The organism is Streptomyces sp. NPDC039423 (genome assembly GCF_055598725.1).
Genome location: NZ_JBVKAH010000011.1, coordinates 152,474 through 165,456, shown reverse-complemented (window position 1 = coordinate 165,456; position 12,983 = coordinate 152,474). Strand labels below are relative to the sequence as shown.

9 protein-coding genes are annotated in these 12,983 nt (G+C 72.1%); 7 read left to right on the top strand and 2 right to left on the bottom strand.

Features of this window, described 5'->3' with window-relative positions:
* Positions 1-9 precede the first annotated feature (9 nt).
* Together ACZ7LK_RS28515 and ACZ7LK_RS28510 are read left to right on the top strand one after the other, a co-directional pair.
* Entirely contained in the window at positions 10-2,022 is a 2,013-nt protein-coding gene (locus ACZ7LK_RS28515) for an IucA/IucC family protein (RefSeq protein ID WP_392276956.1), read from the top strand.
* A 37-nt stretch (positions 2,023-2,059) separates the two neighbouring features.
* Positions 2,060-4,036: an ATP-dependent DNA helicase gene (locus tag ACZ7LK_RS28510; RefSeq protein WP_469463835.1), complete on the top strand. Its 1,977-nt coding sequence runs from the start codon at positions 2,060-2,062 to the stop codon at positions 4,034-4,036.
* A gap of 124 nt (positions 4,037-4,160) precedes the next feature.
* On the opposite strand, the gene lexA is transcribed toward ACZ7LK_RS28510, so the two are convergent.
* Positions 4,161-4,946 (bottom strand): transcriptional repressor LexA, encoded by a 786-nt coding sequence (gene lexA, locus ACZ7LK_RS28505; RefSeq protein ID WP_392276954.1) that lies wholly within the window; start codon positions 4,944-4,946, stop codon positions 4,161-4,163.
* 905 nt (positions 4,947-5,851) lie between these two features.
* On the opposite strand from lexA, the gene nrdR reads away from it, so the two are divergent.
* Positions 5,852-6,364, top strand: a complete 513-nt coding sequence (nrdR, locus tag ACZ7LK_RS28500; protein WP_392276953.1) for a transcriptional regulator NrdR — start codon at positions 5,852-5,854, stop codon at positions 6,362-6,364.
* Positions 6,365-6,514: 150 nt separating this feature from the next.
* Entirely contained in the window at positions 6,515-9,415 is a 2,901-nt protein-coding gene (locus ACZ7LK_RS28495) for a vitamin B12-dependent ribonucleotide reductase (RefSeq protein ID WP_392276952.1), read from the top strand.
* Positions 9,416-9,574: 159 nt separating this feature from the next.
* Here ACZ7LK_RS28495 and ACZ7LK_RS28490 read toward each other — a convergent pair whose 3' ends face one another.
* Positions 9,575-10,105, bottom strand: a complete 531-nt coding sequence (locus ACZ7LK_RS28490) for a TerD family protein (protein ID WP_469463837.1) — start codon at positions 10,103-10,105, stop codon at positions 9,575-9,577.
* A gap of 248 nt (positions 10,106-10,353) precedes the next feature.
* Here ACZ7LK_RS28490 and ACZ7LK_RS28485 point away from each other — a divergent pair, with 248 nt between their 5' ends.
* The 3 genes from ACZ7LK_RS28485 to ACZ7LK_RS28475 all read left to right on the top strand — a co-directional run bounded on the left by ACZ7LK_RS28485 (position 10,354) and on the right by ACZ7LK_RS28475 (position 12,697).
* On the top strand, positions 10,354-10,959 hold the full coding sequence (locus ACZ7LK_RS28485) for a YdbC family protein (RefSeq protein ID WP_471144062.1): 606 nt from the start codon (positions 10,354-10,356) through the stop codon (positions 10,957-10,959).
* Positions 10,960-11,112: 153 nt separating this feature from the next.
* On the top strand, positions 11,113-11,793 hold the full coding sequence (locus tag ACZ7LK_RS28480; protein WP_471144060.1) for a histidine phosphatase family protein: 681 nt from the start codon (positions 11,113-11,115) through the stop codon (positions 11,791-11,793).
* Positions 11,783-12,697: an ADP-ribosylglycohydrolase family protein gene (locus ACZ7LK_RS28475; RefSeq protein WP_392276948.1), complete on the top strand. Its 915-nt coding sequence runs from the start codon at positions 11,783-11,785 to the stop codon at positions 12,695-12,697. Before ACZ7LK_RS28480 ends, ACZ7LK_RS28475 begins: the two co-directional genes overlap by 11 nt.
* Positions 12,698-12,983: the final 286 nt, after the last annotated feature.

Sequence of the window (12,983 nt, the reverse complement as noted above, 5' to 3'; positions counted from 1 at the left end):
GGAGTCCCCGTGCCGAAACCGCCTGCCACCCATGACTCCGCCGAGCCGCCCATGCCGCCGACCAGCACCACCGCGCCCGCCCCGCCCGCCACCACGGCCCCGCCCGCCGCGCCTGCCACCACGGCCCCGCCCGCCGCGCCCGCACGGCCCGTGCCGCCGTCCCGCCGCGCGCCGCAACCCTCCACCGCACCGCCGTCCCCGCCGGCCCCGCCCGAGCTGAACCCGGAGGCGTGGGCGCGCGCCTCGCGCCATCTCCTGGCCAAGATGCTGGGCGAGTTCGCGTATGAGGAGATCATCGAGCCCGCCCGGCCGGCCACCACGCCCGACGCCGCCCCCGCCGGCGGGCGGCCGCCCACGAACCCGTCCGACCGCGCCGACCCGTCCGAGCCGGAGGCGCCGTACACGCTCCGCCTCGACGACGGGACCGAGCTGGCCTTCCACGCGCGCCGCACCGCCTACGGGAGCTGGCGGGTCGACCCCGGGTCGATCACCCGGGACGGGCAGCCGTTCACCGACCCCCTGGACTTCCTCGTCCGGGCCCGCCGGCTCCTCCGCCTGGACGGCGCCACGCTCGGGCACCTCCTCCGCGAGCTGACCACCACGCTCGCCGCCGACACCCGGCTGGACCGGACGGCGCTCACCGCCGACCGGCTCGCCGACCTCGGCTACGCGGAACTCGAAGGCCACCAGACCGGCCACCCGTGGATCGTCTTCAACAAGGGCCGCATCGGCTTCTCCGCCGGCGACGCCGCCCGGTGGGCGCCGGAAGCACGCCGCGCCGCCCCGCTTCCCTGGATCGCCGTCAGCACGTCCCTCGCCTCCTACCGCGGTGTCCCCGCGCTGCCCACCCCCGGGCACCTCTACGACCGGGAACTCGACCCCGGGCCGCGCGACGCGTTCGCCGCCGAGCTCCGGGCCCGCGGCCTCGACCCGGCGGCGTACCTCTACCTCCCCGTGCACCCCTGGCAGTGGGACGAGGTGCTGCTGCCGCTCTACGCGCCCGCCATCGCCGAGGGCACCATCGTGCCGCTCCCGGCCGACGGCGACCTCCGCCTGCCCCAGCAGTCCATCCGTACGTTCCTCAACGTCAGCCGGCCCGACCGGTTCAGCGTGAAACTGCCGCTGTCCGTCCTGAACACCCTCGTCTGGCGCGGACTGCCCACCGAGCGCACCCTCGCCGCCCCCGCCGTCACCTCCTGGGTGCACGCCCTGCGCGACGCGGACCCGTTCCTGCGCGACGACTGCGGGGTCGTCCTCCTGGGCGAGGTCGCCTCCGTCACGGTCGAGCACCCCCTGTACGACCACCTGCCGGAGGCCCCGTACCAGTACAAGGAACTGCTCGGGGCGATCTGGCGGGAGCCCCTGCGCCTTCCTCCCGGCGAGCGCGCCCGCACCCTGGCGGCCCTGCTCCACACCGACCCCGCCGGCCGCTCCTTCACCGCCGAGCTGGTGGCCCGGTCGGGTCTCGACCCCGTGGACTGGCTGCGGCACCTCTTCGCCGCCCTGCTGCCCCCCTTGCTGCACTTCCTCTACCGCTACGGCACCGTGTTCTCCCCGCACGGCGAGAACACCATCGTGGTCTTCGACGGCCGGGACGTGCCGGTACGGCTGGCGATCAAGGACTTCGTCGACGACATCAACGTCAGCGCCCGTCCCGTCCCCGAGCTCGACTCGATGCCGGAGGACGTACGGGCGGTGCTCCTCACCGAGGAGCCGGCGTTCCTGACCCAGTTCATCCACTCGGGGCTCTTCGTGGGCGTCTTCCGCTACCTGGCGCCGCTGTGCGAGGAGCAACTGGACGTGCCCGAGCGGGACTTCTGGTCACTCGTCCGGGCGGAGATCCTGGGGCACCAGGCGCGCTTCCCGGAGCTCAAGGACCGCTACGAGCTGTTCGACCTGCTCACGCCCCGTATCGAGCGGCTGTGCCTCAACCGGAACCGACTGCACCTGGACGGCTACCGCGACCGGGCCGAGCGGCCGCACGCGGCCATCCACGGCACCGTCCCCAACCCGCTCGCGTGACCCGGTTGTCAGTGGCGCGCCGTAGGGTGGACGGGCTATGACGAAGCCATCCCTCCCCGAGCTCCTCCACGCCGCCGTGTCCGCCGTCGGCGGCGTGGAACGGCCAGGCCAGGTCACCATGGCCGAGGCCGTGGCGCAGGCCATCGACGACGGTTCCCACCTGCTGGTCCAGGCCGGCACCGGCACCGGAAAGTCGCTGGGCTACCTGGTGCCCGCGCTGGCGCACGGGGACCGGGTGGTGGTCGCGACGGCGACGCTGGCCCTCCAGCGCCAGCTCGTCGAGCGCGACCTGCCGCGCACGGTGGACGCCCTGCATCCGCAGCTCCGGCGCCGCCCGGAGTTCGCGATGCTCAAGGGGCGGTCGAACTACCTGTGCCTGCACCGGCTGCACGAGGGCGTTCCGCAGGAAGAGGAGGACGGCCTCTTCGACCCCTTCGAGGCGGCCGCGCCGACCAGCAAGCTCGGCCAGGACCTGCTGCGCCTGCGCGACTGGTCCGACGACACCGAGACCGGGGACCGGGACGACCTGACGCCCGGTGTGTCCGACCGCGCCTGGTCGCAGGTGTCGGTCACGTCCCGGGAGTGCCTGGGCGCGTCGAAGTGCGCGTACGGGGCGGAGTGCTTCGCCGAGGCCGCGCGCGAGCGCGCCAAGCTCGCCGACGTCGTGGTCACCAACCACGCCCTGCTCGCGATCGACGCGATCGAGGGCGCCCCGGTGCTGCCGCAGCACGAGGTCCTGATCGTGGACGAGGCGCACGAGCTGGTCTCCCGGGTCACCGGCGTCGCGACCGGTGAGCTCACCCCCGGCCAGGTCAACCGCGCGGTGCGCCGGGCGGCCAAGCTGGTCGACGAGAAGGTCGCCGACCAGCTCCAGACGGCGGCCGAGGGCTTCGAGCGGCTGATGGAGCTGGCCCTGCCCGGCCGGCTGGAGGAGATCCCCGAGGACCTGGGGTACGCGCTGATGGCGCTGCGGGACGCGGCGCGCGCGGTCGTCTCGGCGCTGGGCACCACCCGCGACAAGTCCGTGCAGGACGAGGACGCCGTCCGCAAGCAGGCCAGGGCCTCCGTGGAGACCGTGCACGACGTGGCGGAGCGCATCACCCAGGGCTCCGAGTACGACGTCGTCTGGTACGAGAGGCACGACCGCTTCGGGGCGTCGCTGCGGGTGGCGCCGCTGTCGGTCTCGGGTCTGCTGCGGGAGAAGCTCTTCGCTGAGCGCTCGGTCGTCCTCACGTCGGCCACGCTCAAGCTGGGCGGTGACTTCAACGGAGTGGGCGCCTCGCTGGGGCTGCCCCCGGAGGGCACGGTGGGCACGGAGGACGAGGACGTGCCGGTGTGGAAGGGCATCGACGTCGGTTCGCCCTTCGACTACCCGAAGCAGGGGATCCTGTACGTGGCGAAGCACCTGGCCACACCGGGCAGGGAGGGCAGCCGCGGCGACATGATGGACGAGCTGGCCGAGCTGGTCGAGGCGGCCGGCGGGCGGACCCTCGGCCTCTTCTCGTCCATGCGGGCGGCCCAGGCCGCCGCCGAGGAGCTTCGCGGCAGGCTCGACAGGCCGATCCTCCTCCAGGGCGAGGACACCCTGGGCGAGCTGATCAAGAACTTCGCCGCCGACGCGGAGACCTGCCTGTTCGGCACGTTGTCGCTGTGGCAGGGCGTGGACGTGCCCGGACCGAACTGCCAGCTTGTGGTGATGGACCGCATTCCGTTCCCCCGGCCCGACGACCCGCTGATGAGCGCCCGGCAGAAGGCCGTGGAGGAGGCGGGCGGCAACGGCTTCATGGCCGTCGCCGCGACGCACGCGGCGCTGCTGATGGCGCAGGGCGCGGGCCGGCTGGTGCGGGCGACGGGCGACCGGGGGGTGGTGGCGGTGCTGGATCCGCGCCTGGCCACCGCCCGGTACGGCAGCTACCTGCGGGCCTCGCTGCCCGACTTCTGGTACACGACCGACCGCAACCAGGTGCGGCGCTCGCTCGCCGCCATCGACGCCGCCGCCAAGTCCACCCCCTAGGGAGAGGCGGGGGAGCGGGAGAGGCGGAGGACCGGCGGGGGAGCGGCGAGGCCCTCGGCAGACAGGTAGGGCCCCGGGACCGGCGCAGTGGGTCCCGGGGCCCGGTCGGAGCCGGCGCGGTGTGTCACACGCGCCGCAGTACGGCCACCACCTTGCCGAGGATCGTGGCCTCGTCGCCGGGGATGGGCTGGTACGCCGCGTTGTGCGGGAGCAGCCAGACATGGCCGTCCTCGCGCTTGAAGCGCTTGACCGTGGCCTCGCCGTCGAGCATGGCCGCCACGATGTCGCCGTTCTCCGCGACGGGCTGGCGGCGGACGGTCACCCAGTCGCCGTCACAGATGGCGGCCTCGATCATCGAGTCGCCGACGACCTTCAGCACGAACAGCTCTCCGTCACCGACGAGCTGGCGGGGGAGGGGGAACACGTCCTCCACCGACTCCTCGGCGAGGATCGGTCCGCCGGCCGCGATACGGCCGACGAGCGGGACGTACGACGCGGCGGGCTTGCCCGTGGTGTCGGTCGGCTGGCTGCTCGGCTGGTCGGACCCGCGGACCTCGTAGGCCCTGGGCCGGTGCGGGTCCCGGCGCAGGAAGCCCTTGCGCTCCAGGGCCATCAGCTGGTGGGCGACCGACGAGGTGCTGGACAGTCCCACCGCCTGGCCGATCTCCCGCATCGACGGCGGGTAACCGCGCCGCTGGACCGAGTCCCGGATGACCTCGATGACCCGCCGCTGCCGGTCCGTGAGCCCGGAGCTGTCCGCCCGGATGCCTGGAGGTCGGCCGGGCAGCGAGCGAGTGGGCTTGGGCCCCTCCGCGTTCGTGTTCGTCTCGTTCATGGCATGCACCGGCTCGAGTCGGCTCTGGGAGCGGTCCTGGGCAGTGATGGTGGCGGTGTCTGCGGTGGTGGTCACGTCGGCGGCCCCTCTCGAATGGTCTCCCTAGCTGGACAACGGTAGTTGCTTTCGAAAGGTTGCGCCAAACACACGTTCGAGTGAAAAATCGCAGATTGGCTTACGTGTGCGTGTGTCGAGGTGTATGTGCGATCACTTTCCGGCCGCGCGAGGCCGGGGTGATCCGGTCATCACCGTAACGCCCGCCGGGGAGGACGCGGGAACCGGGGCGCCGGCGGAACGGTTCCGAGCGTTCGCTCCTGCGAATTCGGACCCTCATGGCCCGCCCTGCGGAGCCCCCGTGGCGACGCCGCCGCCCGAGGCGGGCCCGCCGGCCGCCCTCCGCTGCCGCTCCAGTCTGCCGAGGAGGGGAGGAGGGCCCGCGGGCGGGGCCCGGGCCACCGGCGGGCGCCCGGCCTGGGTCCGGACCCGGTGGGTTCGCGGGCGGCCTTCCATGACCCGTACGGCGACCTCCGCCCCCAGCGCGCCGGTGTGTGCGGGCGACTACGGGCCGTCACGAGGGCCCCCGTTGGGTGTGTGCGCCGCGTTCCGGGGCAGAGGGCCCCGGAACGCCCGGCCCCGGGCCTCCGGCCGTCCCCGTGTGGCGCCGGGCGGTGCCCTTCCGGTGCCTGGGCGGCCTTCCGTGGACCTCGGCCCGGGCGGGCGTGCCGCCCCCCGCGATCCGGGGCGCCGCGCGCTTCCCGTAGGCTCTGGGGCTGTCCCCGAGGCCATGGCGCGCGACACGCGTCAGGTCCCGAAAAGACGACTCGACCCCAGATCTAGTGGTTGGATTGCACCGGCCACCCACAAGTTGTGGTCCCCCGGTCTGTCGGGGGCGTGGTCATCGCCTATGCTTGTGGCTGCTTCGAGGGGCTCTCACGGCCCTGACGAGGCTATTCAGTCGTGCTGTGAAGGAGGGTTGGGAGATGCACTGCCCCTTCTGCAGGCACCCCGACAGCCGTGTCGTCGACAGTCGCACCACCGACGACGGAACGGCCATCCGCCGCCGCCGGCAGTGTCCCGACTGCTCCCGCCGTTTCACCACGGTGGAGACCGCGTCGCTCATGGTGATCAAGCGCAGCGGGGTCACCGAGCCCTTCAGTCGCAGCAAGGTCATCTCGGGAGTGCGCAAGGCGTGCCAGGGGCGGCCGGTCACCGAGGACGCCCTCGCCAAGCTCGGCCAGCGGGTCGAGGAGGCGGTGCGCGCCACCGGCAGTGCGGAGCTGACCACTCATGACGTCGGACTCGCCATACTGGGCCCGTTGCAGGAACTCGACCTCGTCGCGTACCTGCGCTTCGCGTCCGTGTACAGGGCGTTCGACTCACTCGAAGACTTCGAGGCCGCCATCGCGGAACTCCGCGAGCAGCGGCCCCCCGTGGAGGACGGCGGAACCGGAGCGACCCCCGGGGTCCCGGTTCCCGCCACCGCCGCCGACTGAGCCGGCCCGGCGAGGGGCCGGCGGCAGGCGGCTGAGCGGACATCGACGTGTCACGGGCGCTGTGCGTGGCGTCCGGGACAGCAGACAGAAAATGTGCCTTGGGAAGATCTGGGCACTTCAGGGTGTTTTTGCCCGTATATGGGAGGCGGCATGACAGAGACGGCGAGCGGCCCGGCACGAGGGTCCCGTACCAAGGGCTCCAAGGTGAACAAGGGACTGCGCATCGAGCGCATCCACACCACCCCCGGCGTGCATCCGTACGACGAGGTCGTGTGGGAGCGTCGTGACGTCGTCATGACCAACTGGCGCGACGGCTCGGTCAATTTCGAGCAGCGTGGCGTCGAGTTCCCCGACTTCTGGTCGGTGAACGCGGTCAACATCGTCACCAGCAAGTACTTCCGCGGGGCCGTCGGCACCCCGCAGCGCGAGACCGGTCTCAAGCAGCTCATCGACCGGATCGTGAAGACCTACCGCAAGGCCGGCGAGGACCACCAGTACTTCGCCACCCCCGCGGACGCCGAGATCTTCGAGCACGAACTGGCGTACGCCCTCCTGCACCAGATCTTCAGCTTCAACTCGCCGGTGTGGTTCAACGTCGGGACGCCGCAGCCCCAGCAGGTCTCCGCCTGCTTCATCCTGTCCGTCGACGACTCCATGGAGTCGATCCTCGACTGGTACAAGGAAGAGGGCATGATCTTCAAGGGCGGCTCCGGCGCCGGCCTGAACCTCTCCCGCATCCGCTCCTCCAAGGAGCTGCTCTCCTCCGGCGGCAACGCCTCCGGCCCGGTCTCCTTCATGCGCGGCGCCGACGCCTCCGCCGGAACGATCAAGTCCGGTGGCGCCACCCGCCGCGCCGCCAAGATGGTCATCCTGGACGTCGACCACCCCGACATCGAGGACTTCATCGAGACCAAGGTCAAGGAGGAGGAGAAGATCCGCGCCCTGCGTGACGCGGGCTTCGACATGGACCTGGGCGGCGACGACATCACGTCCGTCCAGTACCAGAACGCCAACAACTCGGTCCGTGTGAACGACACGTTCATGAAGGCCGTCGAGCAGGGCGGCACGTTCGGCCTGACGTCCCGCATGACCGGCGAGGTCATCGAGGAGGTCGACGCCAAGTCGCTCTTCCGCAAGATGGCCGAGGCCGCCTGGGCCTGCGCCGACCCCGGCATCCAGTACGACGACACCATCAACCACTGGCACACGTGCCCGGAGTCCGGCCGGATCAACGGCTCGAACCCGTGCAGCGAGTACATGCACCTGGACAACACCTCGTGCAACCTGGCCTCGCTGAACCTGATGAAGTTCCTCAAGGACGACGGCAAGGGCAACCAGTCGTTCGACTCCGAGCGCTTCGCCAAGGTCGTCGAGCTGGTCATCACCGCGATGGACATCTCCATCTGCTTCGCCGACTTCCCGACCCAGAAGATCGGCGAGAACACCCGCGCCTTCCGCCAGCTCGGCATCGGCTACGCCAACCTCGGCGCCCTGCTGATGGCCACCGGCCACGCGTACGACTCGGACGGCGGCCGCGCCCTCGCCGGCGCCATCACCTCGCTGATGACCGGTACCTCCTACCGGCGCTCCGCCGAGCTGGCCGCGGTCGTCGGCCCGTACGACGGCTACGCCCTCAACGCCGAGCCGCACAAGCGCGTCATGCGCCAGCACGCCGACGCCAACGCCAAGGCCGTCCGCATGGACGACCTGGACACCCCGATCTGGGCCGCCGCCACGGAGGCCTGGCAGGACGTGATCCGCCTCGGCGAGAAGAACGGCTTCCGCAACGCCCAGGCCTCCGTCATCGCCCCGACCGGCACCATCGGCCTGGCGATGTCCTGCGACACCACCGGCCTGGAGCCGGACCTCGCGCTGGTCAAGTTCAAGAAGCTGGTCGGCGGCGGCTCGATGCAGATCGTCAACGGCACCGTGCCGCAGGCGCTGCGCCGCCTCGGCTACCACGAGGAGCAGATCGAGGCGATCGTCGCCCACATCGCCGAGCACGGCAACGTGATCGACGCGCCCGGTCTGAAGCCGGAGCACTACGAGGTCTTCGACTGCGCCATGGGCGAGCGTTCCATCTCCGCGATGGGGCACGTCCGCATGATGGCCGCGATCCAGCCGTGGATCTCCGGCGCGCTGTCCAAGACGGTCAACCTCCCCGAGACGGCCACCGTCGAGGACGTCGAGGAGGTCTACTTCGAGGCGTGGAAGATGGGCGTCAAGGCGCTCGCCATCTACCGCGACAACTGCAAGGTCGGCCAGCCCCTCTCCGCCAAGAAGAAGGAGCAGGAGAAGGCCGAGGTCACGGAGAAGGCCGAGGAGACGATCCGCGCGGCGGTCGAGAAGGTCGTCGAGTACCGTCCCGTCCGCAAGCGCCTCCCCAAGGGCCGCCCCGGCATCACCACCTCCTTCACGGTGGGCGGCGCCGAGGGGTACATGACCGCCAACTCCTACCCGGACGACGGTCTCGGCGAGGTCTTCCTGAAGATGTCGAAGCAGGGCTCCACCCTCGCGGGCATGATGGACGCCTTCTCCATCGCCGTCTCGGTCGGTCTCCAGTACGGCGTGCCCCTGGAGACCTACGTCTCCAAGTTCACGAACATGCGCTTCGAGCCGGCCGGTATGACGGACGACCCGGACGTGCGGATGGCGCAGTCGATCGTCGACTACATCTTCCGCCGCCTGGCGCTCGACTTCCTGCCGTTCGAGACGCGCTCCGCGCTCGGCATCCACTCGGCCGAGGAGCGCCAGCGCCACCTGGAGACCGGCTCGTACGAGCAGTCCGACGACGTCGAGGTGGACGTCGAGGGCCTGGCCCAGTCCGCCCCGCGCCAGCAGGAGGCCCCCAAGGCCGTCGCGGCCGCCGCCGCGCCGGCGAAGGCGGAGGCTCCCGCCCCGAAGCAGGCGCACACCTCGGCGGAGCTCGTCGAGATGCAGCTCGGCATCAGCGCGGACGCCCCGCTCTGCTTCTCGTGCGGTACGAAGATGCAGCGCGCCGGTTCCTGCTACATCTGCGAGGGCTGCGGCTCGACCAGCGGTTGCAGCTGACGCCCGGGCGCTGAGCGCTCGACGGGGACGGGAGGGCCGGATCGTTCCGGCCCTCCCGTCCCCGCTCCCGTTCCGTGCTGTCCCCGTCCCCGTCCCCGTGCCCGTGCTGTCCCCGTTCCCGCGCCGTCCGGGTGCGCCGGGCGCCGGGGTGGACACGACCTAGGCCTGCTCGGCGCCCATCAGCTCGGTGAACGCCTGCGGGTCGGCGTCGAATCCGCGGACCGCACGGCGCCAGGCCCAGCCTCCGCCGGCGTCGCGGAAGAACTCCACGACGGTCACGGCCGTGGCCTCGCCGAGGTCGGCGAAGTCGTAGCCGTCCAGCTCCCGGTACCCCTCCTTCACGAGCACCAGGGCGTTGGCGATGTCGCCGAACGTGGTGCGTCCGCCGCCCTGCTGTATGGCCACACCCACCACCACGCGCGCGTACTCCGGTGACAGCCGGTTCAGCTCCAGCGTCATGGCCTCGTCGAAACCGAAGCCCTGCCCGGTGCGGCTCTCCCTCTGGAGGGTGATCGTCCCGTCCGGGGAACGGCTGCCGAAGTGCACCAGATAAGCGGGTGCGCCGTGCGGCTCCTCGGCCCGGTAGACGGCGGCGATGATGTCGAGATCACGGTCGGGGGCACCGGCGGGGCTCGGGTCCCACTTGAGTGTCACCTCGACCTTGCCGACCCCCTTGTTGGCACTGCTCACGGGATTCCCCTCTCTCCTGCTCTCCCACGGGCCGGGCCAACCGCCCGTGACGGAACGCTCCTTGCCCGTGCCATGGTGTCACGCGCTCACTGCGGGATCCGGCGTGCCGGACGCTGCCGGGGCAGCTCGTCGCGCCATTGTGCGGGCCGTTCGACCCCCGTCGGACGTGTGTGCCGGGGCGGGTGGCCGATCGGACGGGGTGGGCGGGACGGGGGCCGGGGCCCGGCCCGGCGCCGTACGATGGCGCGGTGCTGGTCAAGTGGATTCGCTGCACCGTGGTGGACCGTCGTGGGTTCGAGCGGGGGCAGCGGAAGTGGGCGGGGCTGCTGGGTGAGCCGGGTTTCCGTGGCCAAGGGGGCGGCTGGAGCCGTAGCCGGCCGGGTGTCGCCCATGTCTTCTCCTTCTGGGAGAGCCGGCCCTTCTACGACTCGTTCATGGCGCGCTCGCACGACCGGCTGGCGGCCGGGCAGTCGGGCACGTTCAAGGACGCCCAGGTCAAACTGTTCGAGCACCGCTTCGACGTGAAGACCGGCTTCGAGCCCCGCTTCACCGACGCCGACGTCGTCCGCGTCGCGCACAGCAGGATCCACGAGGAGCGGGTCGAGCACTACGCGCTGATGCAGGAGAAGGTGTGGAACCCCGCGATGGCCGGTTCGCCCGGGATGCTGCGCGGGCTGTTCGGGGAAGCGCCGGGCAACGAGTTCCTCGTCCTGTCGATGTGGCGCTCGGCCGCCGAGCACGGCAAGTACCGCACCGAGCGCGTGGAACGGCTGGCCCTGCGCGCGCAGATCGAGGCGGACGTGGCGGCCCTGTCGGGGGACGTGGTGGACCTGGAAGCGGCCTGGACGGTCTGAGCGGCTTGGGCGCGCCGCCGGCCGGGCGGTGGCGGTGGCGGGCCGGCGGCGGCGGTGGGCTGTGGCGGGATGCCGCCTCGGTGGTACGCCGGACGGAGGGCGGGCGCCGGTCCCGGCCGAGCCGCCCCGGAGCGGGCGTTCTAGGGTCGTGGCATGGCACGACCGCGGCGCATCGTTCTCGTACGGCACGGCGAATCGGAGGGCAACGCCGATGACACCGTGTACGAACGCGAGCCCGACCACGCCCTGGGGCTCACCGAGCGGGGGAGGCGGCAGGCCGAGGCGGCCGGGGAGCGGCTGCGGGTCGTTTTCGGGGACGAGCGCGTGAGCGTCTACATCTCCCCGTACCGCCGCACCCACGAGACCTTCCGGGCGCTGCGGCTGGACCCGGCGCTGGTACGGGTCCGGGAGGAGCCCCGGCTGCGGGAGCAGGACTGGGGGAACTGGCAGGACCGGGAGGACGTCCGGCGCCAGAAGGCGTACCGGGACGCCTACGGCCACTTCTTCTACCGGTTCGCCCAGGGCGAGTCGGGGGCCGACGTGTACGACCGGGTCGGCGCCTTCCTGGAGAGCCTCCACCGCAGCTTCGAGGCGCCCGACCACCCGCCGAACGTCCTGCTCGTGACGCACGGGCTCACCATGCGGCTGTTCTGCATGCGCTGGTTCCACTGGACGGTCGCGGAATTCGAGTCGCTGTCCAACCCGCGCAACGGCGACGTCCGGATGCTCCTGCTGGGAGAGGACGGGCGTTACGCGCTGGACCGGCCGTTCGAGCGCTGGCGTGCCCCCGAGCCGTACGGCACCCGGATAGAGTGGCAGGGCGATGACCGCTGACTCCTCTTCCGACCGGCGCTTCGAACGCGCCCTGGCCAGCCTGCGCGGCCTGTCCGTGGGAGACGCCCTGGGCTCCCAGTTCTTCGTACCCGCCCACTATCCCCTGCTCAAGCGGCGCGAGCTGCCGCCCGGTACCTGGCAGTGGACCGACGACACCGAGATGGCGTGCTCCGTGCTGGCCGTTCTCGCCGAGCACGACCGCGTCGACCAGGACGCGCTCGCCCGCTCGTTCGCCGAGCACCACGACTTCGACCGCGGGTACGGGCCCGCCGTCAACCGGATGCTCCGGCTGATCCGCGAGGGCGGCGACTGGCGGGAACTGGCCGCCGGGCTGTTCAAGGGGCAGGGCTCCTGGGGCAACGGCGCGGCCATGCGCATCGCCCCCCTCGGCGCCTGGTATGCCGACGACCCGGAGCAGGCGACCCACCAGGCCGAGATCTCCTCGTACACCACCCACCAGCACCGGGAGGCCGTCGTCGGGTGCATGGCGGTCGCCGCCGCCGCGGCCCTCGCGGCCGACCCGGCGGGACCGCCCACGCCGGAGACGCTGCTCGACGGCGTCGTCGCGCTCGTGCCGCGCAGCGCGGTCGGGGCGGGACTGCGCCGCGCCCGGGACATGCTCGACTACGGCGACGCGGCGACCGTCGCGGCGGTGCTCGGCAGCGGCCGGCGCACCAGCGCCCACGACACGGTGCCCTTCGCCCTCTGGTCGGCCGCCCGCGCCCTGGGCGACTACGAGCGGGCCTTCTGGACCACGGCGCAGGTCGGCGGGGACGTCGACACGACGTGCGCCATCGCCGGGGGAGTGGTGGCCGCCACGGCCGCCGGTGCGCCCCCGGCGGAGTGGCTGGACCGGACGGAAGCGCTGCCCGGCTGGGTGCCCACGGGACCGCTCGCCCGCTGACCCGAGTGTCACGGTCCTGCCACAGCCCGGCGGCCGGACGGGAACCCGCCCGCTTCCGGGCTACCCTTTCGGCCACGCCGCCGCCTTGATCATGACAAGTGCGCGCTGACCAGAGGCCGGGCCCGTACGACACCGCCGCCGTGCGGCCAGGGCCCCGGTCGGGAGGGGGTCCCGTGCCAGACACGCCGTCCGCATCGCCATCATCGTCACCTCCCCCGGAGGAGCCGTCGGGAAGTGCGCCGAACGGTGCGCCGAACGGTGCGCCGGAAGGGGCGCCGGAAGGGCC